Raw genomic sequence first — 21640 nt, 5'->3', positions numbered from 1 at the left:
GCTAGCCGGGGCAACCCGGAAATTCCGTCACGCGAGTCCGCTCGCACCCGCCCGGGGCTCCCGGACGGAAATCCCATTATCTGGAGAACCCATGCCCAGCGTTAAAGTCCGCGAGAACGAGCCCTTCGAATTTGCGCTCCGCCGTTTCAAGCGCACCTGCGAAAAGGCCGGCGTGCTGGCCGAAACCCGCAAGCGCGAGTTCTATGAAAAGCCAACCCAGGAGCGTAAGCGCAAGGCTGCCGCTGCTGTGAAGCGTCAGTTGCGTCGTTCCTCGCGCGACGTCACCAAGCGCCAGCGCTTGTACTGATCGAACGCGGTTCCCTGCCGGTGGGCATGCGCTGAAGGCGCGGCTCATCGGGATCGAACCCAAGAGCCGGCACGCGCAAGCGTCGCCGGCTTTTTGTATTGGTCTTTTTCAACACGCAACCTCAGGAGTTACCGCATGCCCCTCAAGCAGCAGCTCACCGATGACATGAAAGCCGCCATGAAGTCCGGCGACAAGCACAGCCTGGGCGTGATTCGGCTGATCAATGCCGCGATCAAGCAGAAGGAAGTGGACGAGCGCATCGAGATGGACGATGCGGCCGTGATCGCCGTGCTCGACAAGATGGTCAAGCAGCGCAAGGACTCGGTCACCCAGTTCGAAGCCGCCGCGCGCGAAGACCTGGCGCAGATCGAGCGCGAGGAGATCGTGGTGATCGAGCGCTATTTGCCGGCCAAGATGGGCGAAGCCGAGATCGTCGCCGCTATCCAGGCTGCAATTACAGAAACCGGTGCCAGCAGCCCCGCCGACATCGGCAAGCTGATGGGCGCGCTCAAGCCCAAGCTGGCCGGTCAGGCCGACATGGGCCTGGTCTCGACCCTGGTCAAGAAGAGTCTGGCAGGCTGAAGTCTGCCTCCGCATTGCCCTGTGCTTGATTGCCAGGGCAATACAGATCGCCGCGCAAGCAGGGATCTCGGTGCCGCATCGTGCGCACCACATCGCGCGACATCCAGCGCCCGCTTTCACCAGACCTTCGATTCGGCCCTGTTAGAACAGGTCCGCCAATGCAGGCGTGGGCGAAGCATTCCGCATACCGGTTTCGCCTACCAACACCTGCACGCATCACGGTATGCCCAAGGATTTCCCCCGCCGGTGACGAAGCTCTCAACCGAACACCTGCAGAAGCATCTGGGCCGCCTGCAGCGCAGCCTGCCGATGGCACTGCTCAATCGTTTTCTCGAGATCGACGTGATGACGCAGGCTGCGTCGCTGTCGTTTTATGCCTTGCTGTCGCTGGCTCCGCTGCTGGTGTTGCTGCTGTGGCTGACCGCATCGCTGTATCCGCCTGCGCAGGAAGCCTTGGTGCAGCAGATTGCGCAACTGGCCGGCGGTAGCGCAGCGGAAGTCGCCGACACGGTGATCCGCAATGCCACCGATCAACCCGGCGTGGGCTCGCTGGCCGGGCTGTGGAGCACGCTGTTGCTGTTCATCGGCGCCACCGCAGTGTTTGCGCAGTTGCAGAACGCATTGAACCTGATCTTCCGCACCGACAAGGAGCGTCTGGAAGGCGTCGTGGCATGGCTGAAGAAGCGCGTGTTCTCGTTCGGCGTGATCCTGGCGCTGGGCTTCTTGTTGATCGTGTCGATGATCGCCACCACCGCGCTGCAAGTGGTGTTCGCACGCCTGCCCTCGGTGCTGCCGGCGATCGGTTATGTCACCACCCTGGCGCTGTATTCGCTCGCCTTCGCCTTTCTGTATCGCTATCTGCCCGATCGCACCGTGAACTGGCGGCAGGCCTTTGTCGGCGGCGTCATCACCGCGTTGTTGTTTGCACTGGGGCGCTACGGCATCGGCCTGTACATCGCCAAGGCTGCACCCGGCAGCGCGTATGGCTCGATGGGCACCTTGGTGATACTGCTGGTGTGGATGTACTACGCCTCGGTGGTGTTCTTCGTCGGCGCCCTGCTGACCGCCGTGATCGACGAGCGTGTGCGCTCGCACCGCAAGCTGCGCGAGGCTGGCGTGGATACGGACAACCTGCCGCCGGCGGTCGACGAACCAAGCGTCACGCCGCAGCCGGAAACGCCGGCACGCAGTTGATTGCGCCCGGCGCGGCCTGCGCCGTGTGTGGAAAGGCTGCACGTAGTGACGCACTGAGGGCCTTCGCTCTCTAAGGGCCTTCGTTCGCTGAAGCCGGCGAGCGCCAGCAGCTGGGATATCCTAGCGGGATGGCCCGCATCCCCGACGCATTCATCGACGAACTGCTTGCACGCACCGACATCGTCGAGGTGGTGGGCGGCCGGGTGCCGCTCAAGCGTCAGGGCAAGGAATATTCGGCGCGCTGCCCGTTCCACGACGAGCGCTCGGCCTCGTTCACGGTCTCGCCGACCAAGCAGTTCTATCACTGCTTCGGCTGCGGCGCGCACGGCACCGCAATTAGTTTTCTGATGAATTACGACCGCCTCGAATTTCTCGATGCGGTCGACGAGCTGGCCAAGCGCGCCGGCATGGAGATCCCGCGCGAGACCCAGCAGCGCACGCCGCAGCAGCAGGACGACAGCCGCGAGTTGTATTCGGCATTGGAAGCGGCTACCCAGTTCTTCCAGCGCCAGCTCGAAGGCAGCGAGCGCGCCCGCGACTATCTGGACGGGCGCGGCGTGGATGCCGACAACCGCGCGCGCTTCCAGATCGGCTACGCGCCCGATGGCTACAGCGCGTTGAAGGACACCCTGGGCACCGATGCGCGGCGCATGAGCGTGCTCGAACGCGCAGGGCTGTTTTCCAAGAACGATCGCGGCCACGTCTACGACAAGTTCCGCGACCGGGTGATGTTCCCGATCTTCGACCGCCGCGGCCGTGTGATCGCCTTCGGCGGACGCATCATGGGCGCGCCGGCCGATGGCCGCGACCCCGGCCCGAAGTACCTCAATTCGCCGGAAACCGCGCTGTTCCACAAGGGCCGCGAATTGTACGGCCTGTGGCAGGTGCGTCAGGCCAATCAGAAGATCGAGCGGCTGATCGTGGTGGAGGGCTACATGGACGTGGTCTCGCTGTTCCAGTTCGGCGTCACCCAGGCGGTGGCCACGCTGGGCACGGCAACCACACCCGAACATGCCGAACTGCTGTTTCGCAACGCACCGGATGTGTATTTCTGTTTCGACGGCGACAACGCCGGCCGCAAGGCCGGTTGGCGCGCGCTGGAATCGGTGCTGCCGCGCATGAAGGACGGCCGCCAGGCGTTTTTCCTGTTCCTGCCCGATGGCGAAGACCCGGACACCATCGTGCGCAAGGAAGGCGCGCAGGCCTTCGATCAGCGATTGAAACAGGCCACGCCGCTGTCGCAATTCTTCTTCGACGAGATGTCGCGCGAGATCAATCTGCACACGCTCGATGGCAAGGCCCGGCTGGCCGAACGCGCCAAGCCGATGCTGGCGCAGATTCCCGAAGGTGCGTTCGGCGATCTGATGAAGCAGGAACTGTCGCGCCTGACCGGTGTGGGCGCCAGCACCTCCACGCAAGCGTCCACGCCACAAGGGCGGCCGCCCGCGCGCATGGGTGCGCCCACGCAAAAGCGCAGCCTGGTGCGCGCGTCGATCGCCATCTTGCTGCAGCAACCGTCGCTGGCAATGAGCCTGGAAGGCGACCATGATTTTTCCGGCCTGCGCCTGCCCGGTATCGACCTGTTGATGGAGCTGCTGGCGCTGGTGCGGCAACGCCCGGAAATCAGCACCGGTGCCCTGCTGGAACACTTTGCCGAACGCGAAGAACAGGCCGCGCTGCAGAAATTGGCCGCACAGGTCTTGCCCGGCGACGAACACAGTTGGGCGATGGAGTTGCACGACGTGGTGGCGCAACTGGACAAGCAATTGCTGCGTCAACGCCTAGATGAACTGCAGGACAAGCAGCGCGCGCAAGGACTGGACGACACCGACAAATACGAGCTGCGCGAGCTGTTCAAGGCGCTCGCTGCGTTGTAGGGCGGGTTGCCGCTATCAAGGACAAGGAAGGCCAGGTTGTTCTGCGCGCTGCCCAGGCCACCGTGCATCGTAGAATGACGCGCACCACGCGCCTGAGCGCGCACTCTCCGGGACCTCGATGAAGAAGCTGCTGGCGCGGTTGCGCATTGATCCATTCACCCTCGCGCTGCTGTGCACGGTCACGCTCGCCTCGTTTCTGCCGGTCTACGGCACGGCTGCCGCGATCATGGACGATGTCACCGATGTGGCGATCGCCGCGTTGTTCTTCCTGCACGGCGCGCGGTTGTCGCGTGAGGCCGTCAAGGCCGGCGCGCTGCATTGGCGCCTGCATCTGGTGATCCTGACCTGCACCTTCGTGCTGTTTCCGCTGCTCGGGGTGTTGTCCAAACCGCTCGCGCATCTGGCGCTGACACCGGAGCTGTATGTGGGCCTGTTGTTCTTGTGCGCGCTGCCATCCACGGTGCAATCGTCGATCGCATTCACCTCGATGGCGCGCGGCAACGTGCCGGCCGCCGTCTGTGCAGCCTCGCTTTCCAGCCTGTTGGGCGTGTTTCTCACGCCATTGTTGATGGGTCTGTTGGTCGGCAGCCAAGGCGCGATGGCGCACCCGGCCGAGGCGATCGGCAAGATCATGCTGCAGCTGCTGGTGCCGTTTCTGGCCGGGCATTTCCTGCGTCCGTGGATCGGCGGCTGGGTCGAACGGCATCGCGCCGTGCTGCGTTACACCGACCAGGGCACTATCCTGCTGGTGGTCTACACCGCCTTCAGCGCGTCGGTGAACGAAGGGCTGTGGCAGAAGACGCCGTTGCCGGCCCTGCTCGCCGTACTCGGTGCGGCCGCGCTGTTGCTGGCCGTTGCGATGCTCTCGATCACCTTCATCGCGCGCCGCCTGCGCTTCAACCGCGCCGACGAGATCGCAATTGTCTTCTGCGGCTCCAAGAAGAGCCTGGCCACCGGCGTGCCGATGGCCAAGGTGATGTTCGCCGGCGGCGGCCTCGGTGCGATCGTGTTGCCGATCATGCTGTACCACCAGCTGCAGCTGATCGTCTGCGCGTTCGTGGCCGCACGTTACGCACGTACCGCACCGAGCGAGCCGCAAGCCGGTGCCGGTGGTCACTGAGCGCGATGATCACTGCCACCGCGGTGGTCTGATCGCTTACAAGCAGGCGCGGCCCGCGTTGCGTGGCCTGCAGGTGCCTGCTTGCTGTCGGCGGGTTGCATCTGCCGCAAACGCCAAGCCACGACGCTCCACGTGATGGCACTTCGCATTGCAGCTCGGAGCGGGTTCTAAGCAGATGGACAAGCGTCATGAGCTGTCGCATGTTTGGCAAGGCACAGCTCGCTAGAGTGCTTGATCGTCCCCCTGCCGCCCCCAATCGGTGATTGCCATGACGCTGTCGTTCCGACGCCCTTCCCCGTCCTTGATCGCGCTGCTGGCGCTACTCGCCACCCTGACCGCCTGCGACAAGCCCGCTACGCCATCGGCACCCGCGCAGACCAAGACAACGGCCACGCCTGCCCCAGCGTCCAGCATCGCCTGGCGCGAGGGCGATGTGGAAGACGCCTTCGTCGAGGCCAAGGAAAGCGGTAAGCCGATCCTGCTGTACTGGGGCGCGGCCTGGTGCCCGCCGTGCAATCGTCTGAAGGCCACCTTGTTCAAGGATCCGGCCTTCATCGCCCGCACCCAGCAATTCGTGGCGGTGCACCTGGATGGCGATTCGGAAGGCGCGCAGGCCTGGGGCGAGCGCTTCGGCATCAAGGGCTACCCGACCATCATCGTGCTGCGCCCGGATCGCAGCGAGATCACCCGCCTGGCCGGCGACGCCGACAACGCGCGTCTGGCCGATGTGCTGCGCGTGGCGGCCAAGAGCACCAGCACCGCCAAGCAACTGCTGGAGACGGCCTTGCAGACCCCGCAGCAACTCAGCGCGGACGACTGGGCCGTGCTCGGCAATTACGCCTGGGGCACCGACGATCGGCTAGTCAAACCCGATGAGGCCGTCGATGTGCTCACGCGCCTGTCCAAATCGGCCCCGCAGCCGGCCCTGCAACGCAGCTTCGCGCTGGCAGCGATTGCGGCGGCCAAGGAGCCTCCCGCCCCGACTCCGGCTGCTCGCACCCTGCTGGAATCGGTACTGGCCGATCCGGCAGAAGTACGCGCCAATCTCGGCACGCTGACCTACGTCCCCGCGCGTCTGGTCGCCGCTGCCAGCCGCGATGCCGGCGAGCGTGCCACCTTGTCCAACGCACTGAATCTGGCATTGGACAAGGTCTACGCCGACACCGCGTTGCCGATCGCCGACCGGCTGGGCACTGCCTACGCACAGATCCAGCTGGCACGCCTGGCGCAGGGCCAGCCCACCGAAACCGAAGCGAACGGCCCGCAACCACCACTCCCCAAAACCGTTGTCGACACCGTGCAGCAACGCGTGCAATGGGCCACCGACACCGCCAAGACCGACGAAGAGCGCCAATCCACCATCAGCACCGCCGCGGCGCTACAGAGCGAAGTAGGCGATGGTAGCGGCGCCGAGCAGCTGCTGCTGGCCGAATTGGCACGCAGCAAGACGCCGTACTACTACATGCCCGAACTGGCCGATCTGGCCGAACAACGCGGTGATAAAAAGACCGCGCTGTCCTGGCTTAAAAAAGCCTACGAGGGTGCGCAAGGACCCGCCACCCGCGTGCAGTGGGGTGTGATGTATGTGGATGGCTTGATCCGGCTCAGTCCCGACGACACTGCCGGCATCGAGGCGGCCGCCACACAGGTGATCGGCGAGCTGGCCGGGCAACCCGACGGTTACCGTCAACGCACCCGGCAGCGCTTCGCAACGCTGGGCGCTGCACTCAAGACTTGGGGCAAGCAGCACCACCAGCAAGGCAATGCGGTGCTGACACGACTTCAGCAGAAGATGCAGACCAGCTGCGGCAGCAAGAACACCAGCGAGTGCGCCAACTGGCTGAGCTGAGCCTGCGCAACCGTGCAGGCAGTTGCGCGGCGACTTGGCGCGGCTGACAGAGCACGGTTGGCAGTTGGCCAATGAATGTTGAACGTGCTCGGGACCGGCGTGTATGGCTGATACATGCCGCGTCCGAGCACTGGCCGCACCCATCGGCGGCCGCACAGCAGCTTTGTCAGCCCGCTCCTGGCGTCAGCTGCCTGTCGCTGCCGCTAGCGCACCCATGGCAGCAGCAAGTGATCCACCATCAGGAACGCGAACAGCGCCATCAGATACACGATGGAATACCCGAACATCTTCATCGAGAACAGCTCGTCCGGCGGATCGAGCATGCGCCAGGCGTACCAGAGGAACACCACGTTGAGCACCAGCGCACCGCCGAGATAGAACACCCCGCTCATGCCCACCGCCACCGGCAGCAGGGTCACGATCGCCAGCAGCACCGTGTAGACCAGGATCTGCCTGCGCGTATGCGGCACGCCATGGGTCACCGGCAACATCGGGATCGCGGCCTTGGCATAATCGGCGCGACGGAAGATCGCCAGCGCCCAGAAATGCGGCGGCGTCCAGATGAAGATGATCAGCACCAGCAGCGAGGCGTTGATCCAGTCGGCGCTGGTCGGCAAACCTGTGACTGCGGCCCAGCCCAGCATCGGCGGCGTGGCACCGGCCAGCCCGCCGATCACGATGTTCTGCGAGGTCGCACGCTTCAGGTACACGGTGTAGATCACCGCGTAACCGATCAGCGACGCGAAGGTCAGCACCGCGGTGATCACATTCACCCAGACCACCAGAATGGTCATGGAGATCACGATCAGCATGCTGGCAAACACCAGCACCTGCCACGGCCGCACCTTGCCCACCACCAGCGGGCGCCAAGAGGTGCGCGCCATCTGCGCATCGATCTTGGCATCGAGCAATTGATTGATCGCCGCCGCCGCCGATGCCGCCAGCCAGATGCCCAGAAAGCCCAACGCACCGGTGCGCACCTGCAGCCACGTCGGCACATCGGGGATGGCCAGGAACATGCCCACCAATGCGGTGAACACGATCAGTGCCACCACCTTGGGTTTGGTCAGATCCCAGTAATCGCGTGCGCTGACAGCCATGTTCACTCCGGCGCGCGCAGCCGCGCCAGCAGCGAGACCAGCACGAACAACAATGCCACCGCTCCGCCGTTGTGCAGCACCGACACTTCCAGCGGCAACGCCAGCTTGACGTTGAGCATGCCCAGCGTCACCTGCACCGCCACCAATACCGCTAGCGCACCGGCCCACACGCGCATGCCCGGCGAACGCGACAGGCGCCAGGCCAGCCACCACAGATACAGCGCTGTCGCAATCGCCCACAACCGGTGCGCCATCTGGATCGCGATACGCGCCGCGCCATCGAGCACACCGCCTTCGTAATCCACCCCGATCCCGCGCCAGAGTGTGAAGCCTTCGCGGAAGTCGTGTGGCGGCCACCATTGGCTCACGCAACGCGGGAAATTGTCGGCCGACCAGCTACCGCCGCCGCAGGCCAGCGCCGCGTAGTTGGCACTGACCCAACCGCCCAGCGCGATCTGCAGGCCCAGTACCGCCACGCCCAGGCGCAACAGCCACTTCAGCCGCGAGGCGTCGGCCAGCGTGATCGGCAGATGCGTCGCGCGCCAGGCCATCCACACCAGCAGCGAGAACATCAGCATGCCGCCGAGCAGATGGCCCATCACCACAATCGGCTTGAGCAGCAGCGTCACCGTCCACATGCCCAGCAGCGCCTGGAAGATCACCACCGCCAGCGTCAGCACCGCCGCGCGGGCCAGATCGATATTGCTCCAGCGCAATGCCGCCAGCAGCAGGATGGCCTCGCCCGCGATCGCCACCCCGGACGCCAGCGTGTGCCAGCCGGACATGTACAGCGGGATCGACAACGCCACCAGCACCGCCGCAGACACCACCTGGGCGATGCCCATGCGACGGCGCCGCACCGCCAGCAACGACAGCACCAGCACTTCCACCCCGAGCGCGCCGGCCAGAAAACGGTGCACCTGCTCACGCCAGGCCTTGTGCGACTCCAGCGGGCGGATCTTGCTGGCCGCATGCGTATTGGCCTCGTCGCTGGTCTGCGGCCAGGTGACGCGGCCATAGCAGGTCGGCCAGTCCGGGCAGCTCATGCCGGCATCGGACAGGCGCACGAACGACCCGAACAGGATCGTGCTCGCAGTGAACAACGCCGCCAGCCAGGCCATGCGATGGAAGTGGCGGAACAATGCCGGTGGCGCAAAGAGATTCATCGAAACGGGCTCACATCAGTTTCAGCAGCTTGACCAGATCGGCGCGCAGGCCGGCCGGGTCGAACCCTGGGGCATACCGCAGGATCACGAAGCCGTTGGGGTCGATCACATACACCGGCACGCCGGCGGCATCGTTGGCACGCGGTAACGCCTGCCGCAGCCGCGCATCCTCGCGCAGCACACGCAGGGCCGGCATCGGCGGCAGACCGGCTGGCGGGCTGCCGATCCACAGCACCTCCACCTTGTCGGCGCGATGCCCGAGCAGTTGCCACACCTTGTCCAGTTCGGCCGCCAGCGCCACGCACTGCTGCGTGCAGCTGGCAGGCGGTGCGAGCGCAATCCGCCACACACGTTCGGCAGGCATCCAGGCATACGGCTGCCCGTCCGCGCGCACCGGCACCAACCCGCGCAGGTCGGCAGGCGGCTTGAGCAGTTCGCCATGGTTGCGCATCGATGCCGGCTGCCATCCGGAGAAGCGCAGCACGCCGGCCAGCAACATCGAGCCGAAGAACAGCACCGCCAGGGCAATCAGCATCCTGCGGCCGCGTTTGACCGAGTGCGGCGTGGCCGATGTGGATGAGGTCATGCCGGCGATTTTCTCATGCCGCAGGCGTCAGTGCCCGCGTCGACGGCGGCGACGCGCACGCCACGTCAGCAGCGTGGCGGTGACCAGCACCGCTGCGGCCAGACCGAACCATTGCACCGCATAACCCAAGTGCCGCGCGGGTGGCAGCGTGTTCGGCAGCATCTCCAGATCGCGCGCATAACCGACCGGTAGGGCCGGATCCAGCCGCAAGACCTGCGACGAAATGTCGCGCCTGCCAAGCGCACTGCGCAGGGCTTCTGCATCCAGGCGCGTGGCCAGCCAGGTCTGAGGTGCATTGGCGGTGGCCAATGCCGGCCCGATCGCAAGTCCGGCCGATGGCGGCGCGCTCAACAACCCCTGCAGTGCCTGGATGCCTTGCAGTGGCGTGATCGTCGGCAACTGCCGATTGGCCGGTAACGGCAGCCAGCCCAGATCGATCAGCAGCGTGACCGGGCTGTCTTGCGGCGCGGCGAGTTGATAAACGCGCACACCGGCGCGCCCTGCATGCAGTTGGTTGTCCAGCAACACCTGTTGCGGCAGAAAACGCACGTCTCCGCTCACCCATGCCAGCGCATGCGGCGTGGCTAACGCTTGCACCAAGGTCAACGGCATCTCGCGCACATGCGCAGCGCGTTCCAGCAACCCTTGCTTGCTGTGCATGCGCTGCAGCTGCCAGTACCCAAGCGCCGCAAAACCAGCGCTGACCAGCAACGCCAGACACCAGCCCAACACCGCCGTGTGCTTGCGCATCATGACAAGCGACGCAAAAAGGCGTGCAATACCGTTACCACGCCGACGACCACCGGGGCTGTTGTGAACGATTCGCTCAAGACGCTGCTGATTGTCGCCTTCCTGATCGTGATTCTATGGAACCTGGGCGCGGGTCTCTATTACCTGCTCACCGATCGCGGCGAGACCAAGCGCACCGTCAACGCACTCACCTGGCGCATCGGTCTGTCGGTCGCGCTGATCGCGGTGGTGATCCTCGGCATCTACACCGGCTGGATCAAGCCGCATGGGCTCGGCCGCTGACGGCCGATGAGATTGGTGATTCGGCATTGGGGATTCGTAATAGCAAAAGCGGATCGCTCTTGCGACTCCCCAATCCCCGCCCTCAAAGTACATACACGAACAAAAATAGCGCCAGCCATACCACGTCGACAAAGTGCCAGTACCACGCAGCCGCTTCGAAGGCGAAGTGGTTGTCGCGGGTGAAGTGCCCACGCGCCACGCGCAACCACATCACCGCCAACATGATCGTGCCAAGCAGCACGTGCATACCGTGGAAGCCGGTGAGCATGAAGAAGGTCGAGCCGTAGATGCCGGATCCCAGCGTCAGATTGAGCTCGGTGTAGGCGTGGATGTATTCCTCGGCCTGCAGGAACAGGAACACACACCCCAGCAGCACGGTCAGACCCAGCCACACCAGCAGCGCACCGCGTCGGCCACCTTTCAGCGCGTGATGGGCGATGGTCAGCGTCACACCGGAGCTGAGCAGGATCAGCGTATTGATCAGCGGCAGGCCCCACGCCAGGATGGTCTGGAACTGCCCGCCGATCGTGCCCGGGCCGTTGGTCGGCCACGCGGCGGAGTACCCATTCCACAGCAGCTCATTGGTCATCACGCCATCGCCTTCACCGCCCAGCCACGGCAGCGTCAGCACGCGCGTATAGAACAACGCACCGAAGAAGGCGCAGAAGAACATCACCTCGGAAAAAATGAACCACACCATCCCCATGCGGAACGACCCATCCACCTGGCGGTTGTAGTGCCCGGCATTGGATTCGCGGATGACATCGCCAAACCACATGAACAAGGTCGCCAGCAACATCGCAACGCCTGCGAAGAACGTCCAACGTCCCCATGCCGCATCGTTGAGCCAGCTGGCCACGCCGATCATCATCACGAACATCGCAATCGACCCGACAAACGGCCACTTGCTCTGGCTCGGGACGAAATACGCGTCGGCATTGGGACTATGGTCGGCCATGGCGTTGCTTCCGTGTCGGTGCTGCGTGTGGAGGAAGGATTACGGCGCCGCACGCGGCGCGCTGGATGCGCCACCGCCTTGCAACTCCGAGGTCAGGGTGTCATTGCGATAGAACGTGTAGGACAAGGTGATCGTGGTGACTTCCGGCGGCAACGCAGGGTCGACGATGAAACGCAGCGGCATGTCGCGCGTTTCGCCGGCCTGCAAGGTCTGCGCGGTAAAACAGAAACATTCGGTCTTGTTGAAGTATCCGGACGCACGCGCCGGTGCGACCGATGGCACCGCACTGCCGACCACCGCACGCGCGCTGTCGTTGCGCGCAAAGTACAGCGCTTCGTTGAGTTCGCCCGGTACTACATCCATCGTCATCTGCTCGGGACGAAAGGTCCACGGCAACTTCGAATTGACCCCGGCATCGAACTCCACCCGCACCGTGCGTTTGCCCGCCGCTGCAGTCCCGGCAGCACTCGCATGCGTGCTGCCAGGTGCGCGCTCCATACGAATGCCGAAGACTTTTTCGCAGGCGATGCGGTACAGCGGCACCAACGAAAACGTCAGCACGAACACGCCCAACACCACGCCCAGCAGTTTGAACAGGCCGGCAGTCGGTGCAGGTGCAGGCGCATGGGTACTCAACGCCCGATGACTCCCGAGGCGATGAAACCCGCGTAGATCAGCAACGCGATGATGCCCACGGTGATCGCGGTGCGGCGCACGGCGCGACGCTGTTGCGCCTGCCGTTCGGCAGCCGAGAGCAGGCGTGTCACCGCTGCCGGCGCGGACTCAGTGACCGATGTCTTCATGCGCAAGATCTCCAGGCTTGATCACCGGCGGCACGGTGAAGGTATGCGCAGGTGCGGGCGATGGCACCGTCCACTCCAGCCCCTTCGCGCCTTCCCAGGCGCGCGCCTCGGCCTTTGCGCCATTGCGCAGCGAAGCAAACAGAATGCCGGCCATCAAGAACGGCGTAGCGAACATGCCGAACGCGCCGATCGAGCTGATCAGATTCCAGTCGGCGAATACCACGTTGTAATCGGGAATCCGCCGCGGCATGCCGGCCAAGCCGAGAAAGTGCTGCGGGAAGAACAGCAGATTGACGAACACCATCGTCCACCAGAAATGGAACTTGGCCCAGGTCTCGTTGTACATCCGCCCGGTCCACTTCGGCCACCAGTAATACACCGCCGCAATCAGCGCGAACACCGCACCGGTGACCAACACATAATGGAAATGCGCGACTACAAAATAGGTGTCGTGATACTGGAAGTCCGCCGGCACGATCGCCAGCATCAGGCCCGAAAATCCACCGATGCTGAAAAGGATCACGAAGGCCACCGCCCACAGCATCGGCGATTCGAACGTCAGCGAGCCCTTCCACATCGTGCTGACCCAGTTGAACACCTTCACCCCGGTCGGGATGGAGATCAGCATCGTGGCGAACATGAAGTAGATTTCGCCACCGAGCGGCATGCCCACGGTGAACATGTGGTGCGCCCACACGATAAAGCTCAAAAACGCGATCGCCGCGATCGCATAGACCATTGCCTGATAGCCGAACAGCGGCTTGCGGCTGAAGGTCGGGATGATCTCGCTGACCACGCCGAACGCCGGCAGGATCATGATGTACACCTCGGGGTGCCCGAAGAACCAGAAGATGTGCTGGTACATCACCGGGTCGCCGCCGCCAGCCGCATTGAAGAAGCTGGTGCCGAAGAACTTGTCGGTCAGCAACATGGTCACCGCACCGGCCAGCACCGGCATCACCGCGATCAGCAGGAACGCGGTGATCAGCCAGGCCCAGCAGAAGATCGGCATCTTCAACAGATCGATGCCGGGTGCACGCATGTTGAGCACGGTGGCGATGATGTTGATCGCACCCATGATCGAACTGACGCCGGCGACATGGATCGCAAACACGCTGAAGGCCACGTTGTAGCCGCCCTGCAGCGACAGCGGCGGGTACAGCGTCCAGCCACCGGCCGGCGCACCGCCGGGCAGAAACAGCGTCAGCAGCAAAAGCGTGAACGCGACCGGCAGCAGCCAGAATGACCAGTTGTTCATGCGCGGCAGCGCCATGTCCGGCGCGCCGATCTGCAGCGGAATCATCCAGTTGGCCAGGCCGACGAAAGCCGGCATCACGCCACCGAAGATCATCACCAGTGCGTGCACGGTGGTCATCTGGTTGAAGAATTCGGGTTTGACGAACTGCAATCCGGGCTGCATCAATTCGGCGCGAATCACCACGCTCATCGCCGCGCCGATGATGAACATCACGAAGGAAAACAGCAGATACAGCGTGCCGATGTCCTTGTGATTGGTCGAGAAGAACCAGCGTTCGACGAAACCGGGCTGGTGGTGTCCGTGGTGATCGACTGCGGTATGCGCCATGACGGAACGACCTCTGTGAAGCGATGCGGTTGCGAGCGATTAGAGAGCGGCGGTCGGTGTTGCAGCTGGAGCAGGTGCACCCGCCGGAGCGGCTTCACCGGCAGGCGCTGCTGCAGGTGTGGACGCCGGCGCCGGTGCCGGCGTGCCTGCGGGTGCAGCAGGCGTTGCGCTTGCACTGCGACGCGCCGCCAGCCAGCGCTGGAATTCGGCCTTGGGCAACGCCTCCACCACGATCGGCATGAAGCCATGATCCTTGCCGCACAACTCGGCGCACTGCCCGCGATACACGCCCGGCTGCTCGATGTTGGTCCATGCCTCGTTGACGATGCCGGGGATCGCGTCCTGCTTCCAGCCCAATGCCGGCACCCACCACGCATGGATGACGTCATCGGCTGTGATCACGAAGCGGATCTTGGTGCCGACCGGCAGCACCAGGCGGTTGTCCACGTCCAACAGATAATGCGGTTGCGATGCAGCGGTCGGACGCTCGCCACTCTGGCGGATGCGGTCGGATTCGCGGGCCAGCCGGCTGGTGAATTCCACGCCCTGGCCCAGATACTCGTATTTCCACATCCACTGGTAGCCGGTGACCTTGACGGTCATCTCCGACTCGCGCGTGTCGTACATCGCAATCAGCTTGGCCGTTGCCGGCCAGGCCATCGCAATCAGCACCAACACTGGAATCACCGTCCACAGCACTTCAGCCGTGGTGTTATGGCTGAATTGCGCCGCCACCGCACCCTTGGACTTGCGAAACTTGAAGATCGCATAGCCCATCGCACCGAACACCAGCGCGCCGATCACCACGCAGACCCACAGCGCCACCATGTGCGCCTCATAGGCCATGCGCGCGGTCTGCGTGACCCCGCGGCCCATGTTGAGCTGCCATTCCTTGGGGTCGGCCGACTGCGCCCAGGCACCTTGTGCGCTCAATAGCGCCACCATCGCCAAAGCCATCTTCGAATACGTCGCCTTCCAGCTGCTGCGTTGCGTCATTGCCTAGACCCTTACGTCATCGGTGACGGCCATTGGCGGCCGCGAGCAAGCGTTTCAGCGTAGTTGCCAGTTCCACACGTTCGGCCGGCCCGAGAAAACTTCCGATCTCGATCTGCCTGCCGCTGCTTATCAGCAACACCCTGTCGTCGCGTTCCATGGATAACCGCACCCAGTGCGGATGAGCCTGAAACGCTGGTGGCGCATGCCCGGACGGAAACACCTCGACAACGGCTTCCCCCACCCGGATCGCTTCTTCGCGCTCGCCACTTCGCCACAACTGCCGTAGCGCCAGCGCCACCACACCACTGTGCAACAGGGCGAACACCGGCGCGAACGCATTGCCGGTCCACCACCCCAGGCCTGCAAACAACCACATCGTTCCCGCCAACACTGCGAACAATTGCACGAATTGCCTGGCAGACAGTGCCCGCGGAGGCCGCAACCGCACCTGCGTCCCAACCCCTTCGGACATCAACGGCAGCACTTCGATCATTGGCAACACGCAGCGCACTGCGGGAATAGCCCGATGGTAGACCCGCGCGAACGCATGCGGCAAGCGTTTCCGGCAATCATTCAATTGCTGCAGTGCAGCTAAAAATGCGCGTAAATCAATCACTTCCCCGATGCAGGCGGCTGCAGCCAGCAACGATCGAGTCCGCTTGCACGTGCGATGGCGACATGCACAAAACGGCGGAAAAGTTGCCGCTTCCACACAAGTGCGCAGGTACTTCCGCTCTCTAGAATGAGCGCGGATCCCCAGGCATCTTTCGCATGAACGCTCAGCTCGACCCGCTTGCCTCCAACCCAGTTGCGCGCCCGCTGTTGGCGCCCGAGCTGCCTGCCGCACCCGGTGCATTACGCGCCGCCATCACCGCCGCCTGGCTCAAGGACGAAGCCGAGCACGTGCGCGAACTGCTCGACCAGGCCCGCCTGCCCGCCGCCGAACAGGCCAAGGTGCAGGCGGTCGCCGCCGACCTGGTCACCCGCGTCCGCGCACGTGCACAGGACCAGGGTGCGATCGAAGCCTTCATGCGCCAATACGACCTGGGCAGCGAGGAAGGTGTACTGCTGATGTGCGTGGCCGAAGCGCTGTTGCGCATTCCCGACCAGGACACCGCAGACAAGCTGATCCGCGACAAGCTCGGCGATGCGGACTGGAAAAAGCACGTCGGCGGCAGCGACTCGGTGCTGGTCAATGCATCGACCTGGGGCCTGATGCTCACCGGCAAGCTGGTGCAACTCAACGACCTCACCCGCGCAGACGTGCCGGGCGCGTTCAAGCGCCTGATCGGCCGCGTTGGCGAACCGGTGATCCGCCTGGCCGTGCGCCAGGCGATGAAGATCATGGGCCACCAGTTCGTCATGGGCCGCACCATCGGTGAAGCCCTCTCGCGCTCGCGCAAGGGCGACAACGCCGATTACCGCTATTCGTTCGACATGCTCGGCGAAGGCGCATTGACCATGAAGGATGCGCAGCGCTACTTGCAGGCATACCGCGATGCCATCCACGCGATCGGCCGCAGCGGCAGTTTCGTCGGCACCGATGTATTCGCAGCGCCCAGCATCTCGATCAAATTGTCCGCACTGTATCCGCGCTACGAACATGCCAAGCGTGCGCGCGTGATGGCCGAGCTGGTACCGGGCGTGCTCGAGCTGGCGCAACTGGCCAAGTCCTACGGCATCGGCTACACCGTCGATGCCGAAGAAGCCGACCGCCTGGAACTGTCGCTGGACATCATCGAGGCCACGTTCTCCGACCCATCGCTGGATGGATGGGAAGGCTATGGCCTTGCGGTGCAGGCCTACCAGAAGCGCACGCCGTACACGATCGATTTCCTCGCCGACCTGGCACGTCGCGTCGGCCGTCGGATTCCGGTGCGTCTGGTCAAGGGCGCGTACTGGGACGCGGAGATCAAGCGCGCACAGATCGAAGGTCACCCCGGCTATCCGGTCTTTACCCGCAAGCAGAATACCGACGTGTCGTATCTGGCCTGCGCACGTCGCATGTTCGCGCACAGCGATGCGCTGTACCCGATGTTCGCCACGCACAACGCGCAGACCATCGCGGCGGTCCGCGCGATCTCCGGCGGCAAGGTGTACGAACACCAGAAACTGCACGGCATGGGCGATGACCTGTATGCCGAAGTGATTCCGGCCGACCGGCTGGGGTTGCCCTGCCGCGTGTACGCGCCGGTCGGCTCGCACGAGGATCTGCTGCCGTACCTGGTGCGTCGCCTGCTCGAAAACGGCGCCAATTCCAGCTTCGTCAATCGCATCACCGACGAGGACGTCGCCATCGAAGACCTGATCCGCGATCCGGTCGAAGCGGTGTCGTCGTTTAGCTCCATTCCGCATCCCAAGATTCCGCTGCCGACCGATCTGTTGCGCAGCCAGAACCAACACAGGAAAAACTCCATGGGCGCCAATCTCGCCAACGACAACGATCTGCGGCAGCTGGCCGAGCAACTCAATGCCGCGATCAAACCGTGGAAGGCTATCCCACTGGTGCCCGGCGCAGTGCTCAGCACGCCCAGCGAAGGGGTACTCAACCCCGCAGACCGACGCGAAACCGTCGGCCATTGGCAGCCGGCCGATCCGGCAACCGTGCAGAAGGCGCTGGCGTCCGCTGCCGCCGCGCAGCCCGCCTGGAACCGCACGCCCGCCGCCAGCCGCGCCACCATCCTGGAACACGCAGCCGACCTGCTCGAGGCGCGCATGCCAGAGTTCATGGCGATCTGCGTCAAGGAAGCCGGCAAGACCCTGCCCGACGCAGTGGCCGAGGTCCGCGAAGCAGTCGACTTCCTGCGCTACTACGCCGGCCAGGCACGCGCCCAGTTCGGCGCCCCCGAGCGTCTGCCCGGTCCAACTGGCGAATCCAACGAGCTGCAGTTGCACGGGCGCGGCGTGTTCGTCTGCATCAGCCCATGGAACTTCCCGCTCGCCATCTTCCTGGGTCAGGTCGCCGCCGCCCTGGCCGCCGGCAACAGCGTCATCGCCAAGCCGGCAGAGCAAACCAACCTGATCGGCTACGCGGCGGTGAAGCTGCTGCAAGAAGCGGGCATCCCCGAGGCTGTCGTGCAGTTCCTGCCAGGCGATGGCGCGACCGTTGGCGCCGCGCTGACCAACGACCCGCGCGTGGCCGGCGTCGCTTTCACCGGCTCCACGGAGACCGCACGGGTCATCAACCGCACCCTGGCTGCACGCGACGCCGCGATCGGTGTACTGATCGCCGAAACCGGCGGCCAGAACGCCTTCATCGCCGACTCCTCTTCATTGCCCGAAGCCGTCGTCAAGGATGCGATCTCCAGCGCCTTCATGTCCGCCGGCCAACGCTGCTCGGCCGCTCGCGTCTTGTTCGTGCAGGACGACATCGCCGACAAGGTCATGACCATGCTCGCCGGTGCCATGGGCGAGCTGAAGATCGGCGACCCTGCGCTACTGTCCACCGACGTTGGCCCGGTAATCGACGCAGATGCACTCAAGATCCTCGACGATCATGCAGCACGCATGGATCGCGAAGCGCGCCTGATCGGCAGCACGGCATTGAATCCAACAACCGCGCATGGCAGCTTCTTCGCCCCGCGCGCCTATGAGCTAACCTCGCTGACGCAGCTGCAACGTGAGATCTTCGGACCAGTGCTGCATGTAATCCGCTGGAAAGCGGACCAGCTTGATGCCGTTATCGACCAGATCAATGCCACAGGTTATGGACTGACGCTAGGTGTGCACTCGCGTATCGACGAGACCATCGACCGCATCACCACACGCGTCGCGGTTGGTAATGTCTACGTCAACCGCAATCAGATCGGCGCGGTCGTCGGCGTACAACCCTTCGGCGGCCAGGGCCTGTCAGGCACCGGCCCGAAAGCCGGGGGTCCACATTACCTGCTGCGCTTCGCCACCGAGAAAGTCGTCACCGTCAACACGACCGCCGCCGGCGGCAATGCCTCCCTGCTGACCTTGGGCGACTGATCCTCGCCTCGATGCAGACGTCATAGTGCGGTCGATTGGACCAACAAAAACCCCGCTCACGCGGGGTTTTTTGTTGGCTTGTGCTCTGCCAATGCCTCATGCGACAGCGATAAGTGATATGGCCAAGCACACGCGTATCGGATGCAGTCTCGGTGAGCAGCATGGCGGCGAAGAATAAGCCAGTCAGCGAGTCACCTTGATCTTGATGAATTGCATGGCCCTGGTAGTCCCAAAGACCCAGATGGTTGCAGGGGTTTGGCGACGGTGGAGTGCAATCAGGACCCATCTGCTGGCACTAGCAGGTGACCGGTGCTCCTCGTGCCGATTTATGAGCAGGAAGCCAGCACTATCAAGGGTACGTCTACTGGCAGACGCCCTGACTGGTCGGTTCTTTGACCAATCGTGCGCACGCGGCAATGTATCGCCAGGCAACACGCGCAGACTTCCGGACATTCCAAGATGCAGCAGCGCACTGCCGCCAGCATCGGTATCGATCAACAGATACTTGGCGCGACGCCGCACGTTGGTAATGGTGGCGCCAGGAAGCAGCCGCTCGATCTGCTCGGGAATCGGCCAGCGCAAATCCGGTCGTCGCAGGATGACGCCATGAATCCGTTGGTCAACCAGATGCGGGGCCAGGCCGCGCAAGGTGGTTTCGACTTCGGGAAGCTCAGGCATGCAGATATCCAGTAGGCGAGGCCGGCGATGTTACCGACGTGATGGATATGGTGGCGGAGCCACATAAACCAAATCTCGTCTGAGCCAGATCTGCGCTTGGACGTCCGTGTGTGCGTGCTGCAGTCTCGTCCAGCACCGCTTCGCGGGTGTTCAAACGCAGCGGGAATCAGAGCGGCATTTGCAGATTTCTCTGTCGCCTTCCTGTCAACTTTCGGTTGCCGGCCTCGGCCTCGGAGTATCGCGCCAAGTTTTGGACAAAAAGAAACCCCCAGTCCAGTTGGACTGAGGGTTTCGGGTAAAGACCCTGGCGATGACCTACTCTCGCATGGCTTGAGCCACACTACCATCGGCGCAGCTGCGTTTCACTTCCGAGTTCGGGATGGGATCGGGTGGTTCCACAGCGCTAATTTCACCAGGGAGACGGTTGGAGCGTCGCCAGTTGGAGCTTCCTCAAACGTGTGCACATTGCTGTGCAAGCGTTTGCGTGTGGAAGCACCTACGGCGCTCGTCTCGCATAGTTAACTTGTGACGTAGCTTGCATTTGATGATCTACCAACGTTCGTTGGGACCAAGGCAACTTGAGGTTATATGGTCAAGCCGCACGGATCATTAGTATCAGTTAGCTCAATACATTGCTGTACTTACACACCTGACCTATCAACCACATAGTCTATATGGTTCCTTTAGGGGGCTTGTGCCCCGGGAAGTCTCATCTTGAGGCGCGCTTCCCGCTTAGATGCTTTCAGCGGTTATCGCTTCCGAACATAGCTACCCGGCAATGCCACTGGCGTGACAACCGGAACACCAGAGGTTCGTCCACTCCGGTCCTCTCGTACTAGGAGCAGCCCCTCTCAAACTTCCAACGCCCATGGCAGATAGGGACCGAACTGTCTCACGACGTTCTGAACCCAGCTCGCGTACCACTTTAAATGGCGAACAGCCATACCCTTGGGACCGACTACAGCCCCAGGATGTGATGAGCCGACATCGAGGTGCCAAACACCGCCGTCGATATGAACTCTTGGGCGGTATCAGCCTGTTATCCCCGGAGTACCTTTTATCCGTTGAGCGATGGCCCTTCCATACAGAACCACCGGATCACTAAGACCTACTTTCGTACCTGCTTGATCCGTCGATCTTGCAGTCAAGCACGCTTATGCCTTTGCACACAGTGCGCGATGTCCGACCGCGCTGAGCGTACCTTCGTGCTCCTCCGTTACTCTTTAGGAGGAGACCGCCCCAGTCAAACTACCCACCATACACGGTCCCTGATCCGGATAACGGATCTAGGTTAGAACGTCAAGCACGACAGGGTGGTATTTCAAGGATGGCTCCACTGCAGCTAGCGCCACAGTTTCATAGCCTCCCACCTATCCTACACAGACGAACTCAACGTTCAGTGTAAAGCTATAGTAAAGGTTCACGGGGTCTTTCCGTCTTGCCACGGGAACGCTGCATCTTCACAGCGATTTCAATTTCACTGAGTCTCGGGTGGAGACAGCGCCGCTGTCGTTACGCCATTCGTGCAGGTCGGAACTTACCCGACAAGGAATTTCGCTACCTTAGGACCGTTATAGTTACGGCCGCCGTTTACTGGGGCTTCGATCAAGAGCTTCGCCTTGCGGCTGACCCCATCAATTAACCTTCCAGCACCGGGCAGGCGTCACACCCTATACGTCCACTTTCGTGTTTGCAGAGTGCTGTGTTTTTGATAAACAGTCGCAGCGGCCTGGTTTCTGCGACCCTCTTCAGCTATAGCTCGCATGAGCCACCAAAAAGGGTGCACCTTCTCCCGAAGTTACGGTGCCATGTTGCCTAGTTCCTTCACCCGAGTT

Annotated in this window: 18 protein-coding genes, 2 rRNA genes and 1 pseudogene (1 of these 21 cut by a window edge); 8 read left to right on the top strand and 13 right to left on the bottom strand. The window is 63.2% G+C overall.

Going from position 1 to position 21640, the window contains the following annotated elements; genetic code table 11:
* Positions 1–91 precede the first annotated feature (91 nt).
* From rpsU to NYR97_RS10840, 6 genes are all read left to right on the top strand, one after another.
* Entirely contained in the window at positions 92–307 is a 216-nt protein-coding gene (rpsU, locus tag NYR97_RS10865; protein ID WP_002808376.1) for a 30S ribosomal protein S21, read from the top strand.
* 135 nt (positions 308–442) lie between these two features.
* Positions 443–889 (top strand): GatB/YqeY domain-containing protein, encoded by a 447-nt coding sequence (locus tag NYR97_RS10860; protein WP_176339379.1) that lies wholly within the window; start codon positions 443–445, stop codon positions 887–889.
* 246 nt (positions 890–1135) lie between these two features.
* Complete coding sequence (locus NYR97_RS10855; RefSeq protein WP_074056523.1) at positions 1136–2083, top strand: YihY/virulence factor BrkB family protein; 948 nt, start codon at positions 1136–1138, stop codon at positions 2081–2083.
* A gap of 128 nt (positions 2084–2211) precedes the next feature.
* Entirely contained in the window at positions 2212–3960 is a 1749-nt protein-coding gene (dnaG, locus tag NYR97_RS10850) for a DNA primase (RefSeq protein ID WP_205392751.1), read from the top strand.
* 118 nt (positions 3961–4078) lie between these two features.
* A complete protein-coding gene (locus tag NYR97_RS10845; protein WP_176339380.1) occupies positions 4079–5080 on the top strand; it encodes a bile acid:sodium symporter family protein in 1002 nt (333 codons plus the stop codon).
* Positions 5081–5348: 268 nt separating this feature from the next.
* The gene (locus NYR97_RS10840) at positions 5349–6929 is read left to right on the top strand and encodes a thioredoxin family protein (RefSeq protein ID WP_316697919.1); all 1581 of its coding nucleotides are present in this window, start codon (positions 5349–5351) and stop codon (positions 6927–6929) included.
* Between the two features lie 203 nt (positions 6930–7132).
* Here the strand turns inward: NYR97_RS10840 and cyoE are convergent, their stop codons facing one another.
* From cyoE to NYR97_RS10820, 4 genes are read right to left on the bottom strand one after another with little or no spacing between them, the layout of a single operon-like run.
* Positions 7133–8029, bottom strand: coding sequence for a heme o synthase (gene cyoE, locus NYR97_RS10835; protein ID WP_316697917.1), 897 nt, complete (start codon positions 8027–8029; stop codon positions 7133–7135).
* A 2-nt stretch (positions 8030–8031) separates the two neighbouring features.
* Entirely contained in the window at positions 8032–9195 is a 1164-nt protein-coding gene (locus NYR97_RS10830; RefSeq protein WP_316697914.1) for a COX15/CtaA family protein, read from the bottom strand.
* Between the two features lie 10 nt (positions 9196–9205).
* A complete protein-coding gene (locus tag NYR97_RS10825) occupies positions 9206–9781 on the bottom strand; it encodes a hypothetical protein (RefSeq protein WP_210762382.1) in 576 nt (191 codons plus the stop codon).
* Between the two features lie 27 nt (positions 9782–9808).
* Entirely contained in the window at positions 9809–10534 is a 726-nt protein-coding gene (locus NYR97_RS10820; protein WP_316697913.1) for an SURF1 family protein, read from the bottom strand.
* 60 nt (positions 10535–10594) lie between these two features.
* Between NYR97_RS10820 and NYR97_RS10815 the strand changes: the two genes are divergently transcribed.
* Positions 10595–10813 carry a twin transmembrane helix small protein gene (locus NYR97_RS10815; protein ID WP_006449736.1) on the top strand — a complete coding sequence of 73 codons (219 nt, stop codon included), beginning with the start codon at positions 10595–10597 and terminating at the stop codon, positions 10811–10813.
* An 82-nt stretch (positions 10814–10895) separates the two neighbouring features.
* On the opposite strand, the gene NYR97_RS10810 is transcribed toward NYR97_RS10815, so the two are convergent.
* The 6 genes from NYR97_RS10810 to NYR97_RS10785 are packed head-to-tail and all read right to left on the bottom strand — an operon-like array spanning position 10896 to position 15648.
* Positions 10896–11771, bottom strand: coding sequence for a cytochrome c oxidase subunit 3 (locus NYR97_RS10810; protein ID WP_316697911.1), 876 nt, complete (start codon positions 11769–11771; stop codon positions 10896–10898).
* Positions 11772–11810: 39 nt separating this feature from the next.
* Positions 11811–12407 carry a cytochrome c oxidase assembly protein gene (locus NYR97_RS10805; protein ID WP_316697909.1) on the bottom strand — a complete coding sequence of 199 codons (597 nt, stop codon included), beginning with the start codon at positions 12405–12407 and terminating at the stop codon, positions 11811–11813.
* A complete protein-coding gene (locus tag NYR97_RS10800; protein ID WP_210762386.1) occupies positions 12404–12574 on the bottom strand; it encodes a hypothetical protein in 171 nt (56 codons plus the stop codon). Before NYR97_RS10800 ends, NYR97_RS10805 begins: the two co-directional genes overlap by 4 nt.
* A complete protein-coding gene (gene ctaD / locus NYR97_RS10795) occupies positions 12555–14159 on the bottom strand; it encodes a cytochrome c oxidase subunit I (RefSeq protein ID WP_316697906.1) in 1605 nt (534 codons plus the stop codon). The genes NYR97_RS10800 and ctaD overlap by 20 nt, the downstream gene beginning before the upstream one ends.
* Positions 14160–14198: 39 nt before the next feature.
* Positions 14199–15155: a cytochrome c oxidase subunit II gene (coxB, locus tag NYR97_RS10790; protein ID WP_210762388.1), complete on the bottom strand. Its 957-nt coding sequence runs from the start codon at positions 15153–15155 to the stop codon at positions 14199–14201.
* 16 nt (positions 15156–15171) lie between these two features.
* Positions 15172–15648 carry a DUF2244 domain-containing protein gene (locus NYR97_RS10785; protein ID WP_006449742.1) on the bottom strand — a complete coding sequence of 159 codons (477 nt, stop codon included), beginning with the start codon at positions 15646–15648 and terminating at the stop codon, positions 15172–15174.
* A 278-nt stretch (positions 15649–15926) separates the two neighbouring features.
* Between NYR97_RS10785 and putA the strand changes: the two genes are divergently transcribed.
* Positions 15927–19127: a bifunctional proline dehydrogenase/L-glutamate gamma-semialdehyde dehydrogenase PutA gene (gene putA / locus NYR97_RS10780; protein WP_316697905.1), complete on the top strand. Its 3201-nt coding sequence runs from the start codon at positions 15927–15929 to the stop codon at positions 19125–19127.
* Positions 19128–19526: 399 nt separating this feature from the next.
* Here the strand turns inward: putA and NYR97_RS10775 are convergent.
* The 3 genes and pseudogenes from NYR97_RS10775 to NYR97_RS10765 all read right to left on the bottom strand — a co-directional run.
* Positions 19527–19805: pseudogene (locus NYR97_RS10775) on the bottom strand (DNA-formamidopyrimidine glycosylase family protein); the annotation flags it as partial.
* Positions 19806–20107: 302 nt separating this feature from the next.
* A 5S ribosomal RNA gene (gene rrf, locus NYR97_RS10770) occupies positions 20108–20222 on the bottom strand.
* 171 nt (positions 20223–20393) lie between these two features.
* Positions 20394–21640, bottom strand: a 23S ribosomal RNA gene (locus NYR97_RS10765) (it continues 1634 nt past the right edge of the window).

This window comes from Xanthomonas hydrangeae (assembly GCF_032697525.1).
GTDB classification, from domain to species: domain Bacteria; phylum Pseudomonadota; class Gammaproteobacteria; order Xanthomonadales; family Xanthomonadaceae; genus Xanthomonas; species Xanthomonas hydrangeae.
Note: the sequence above shows the minus strand (reverse complement) of the source record. Positions and strands in the feature narration are given on the sequence as shown.

Excerpts from the sequence above, each read along its gene's own strand:
- rpsU (WP_002808376.1), top strand. The coding sequence starts at position 92 with ATGCCCAGCGTTAAAGTCCGCGAGAACGAGCCCTTCGAATTTGCGCTC.
- NYR97_RS10860 (WP_176339379.1), top strand. The coding sequence starts at position 443 with ATGCCCCTCAAGCAGCAGCTCACCGATGACATGAAAGCCGCCATGAAG.
- dnaG (WP_205392751.1), top strand. The coding sequence starts at position 2,212 with ATGGCCCGCATCCCCGACGCATTCATCGACGAACTGCTTGCACGCACC.
- NYR97_RS10845 (WP_176339380.1), top strand. The coding sequence starts at position 4,079 with ATGAAGAAGCTGCTGGCGCGGTTGCGCATTGATCCATTCACCCTCGCG.
- NYR97_RS10840 (WP_316697919.1), top strand. The coding sequence starts at position 5,349 with ATGACGCTGTCGTTCCGACGCCCTTCCCCGTCCTTGATCGCGCTGCTG.
- cyoE (WP_316697917.1), bottom strand. The coding sequence starts at position 8,029 with ATGGCTGTCAGCGCACGCGATTACTGGGATCTGACCAAACCCAAGGTG.
- NYR97_RS10830 (WP_316697914.1), bottom strand. The coding sequence starts at position 9,195 with ATGAATCTCTTTGCGCCACCGGCATTGTTCCGCCACTTCCATCGCATG.
- NYR97_RS10825 (WP_210762382.1), bottom strand. The coding sequence starts at position 9,781 with ATGACCTCATCCACATCGGCCACGCCGCACTCGGTCAAACGCGGCCGC.
- NYR97_RS10820 (WP_316697913.1), bottom strand. The coding sequence starts at position 10,534 with ATGATGCGCAAGCACACGGCGGTGTTGGGCTGGTGTCTGGCGTTGCTG.
- NYR97_RS10810 (WP_316697911.1), bottom strand. The coding sequence starts at position 11,771 with ATGGCCGACCATAGTCCCAATGCCGACGCGTATTTCGTCCCGAGCCAG.
- NYR97_RS10800 (WP_210762386.1), bottom strand. The coding sequence starts at position 12,574 with ATGAAGACATCGGTCACTGAGTCCGCGCCGGCAGCGGTGACACGCCTG.
- ctaD (WP_316697906.1), bottom strand. The coding sequence starts at position 14,159 with ATGGCGCATACCGCAGTCGATCACCACGGACACCACCAGCCCGGTTTC.
- coxB (WP_210762388.1), bottom strand. The coding sequence starts at position 15,155 with ATGACGCAACGCAGCAGCTGGAAGGCGACGTATTCGAAGATGGCTTTG.
- NYR97_RS10785 (WP_006449742.1), bottom strand. The coding sequence starts at position 15,648 with ATGATCGAAGTGCTGCCGTTGATGTCCGAAGGGGTTGGGACGCAGGTG.
- putA (WP_316697905.1), top strand. The coding sequence starts at position 15,927 with ATGAACGCTCAGCTCGACCCGCTTGCCTCCAACCCAGTTGCGCGCCCG.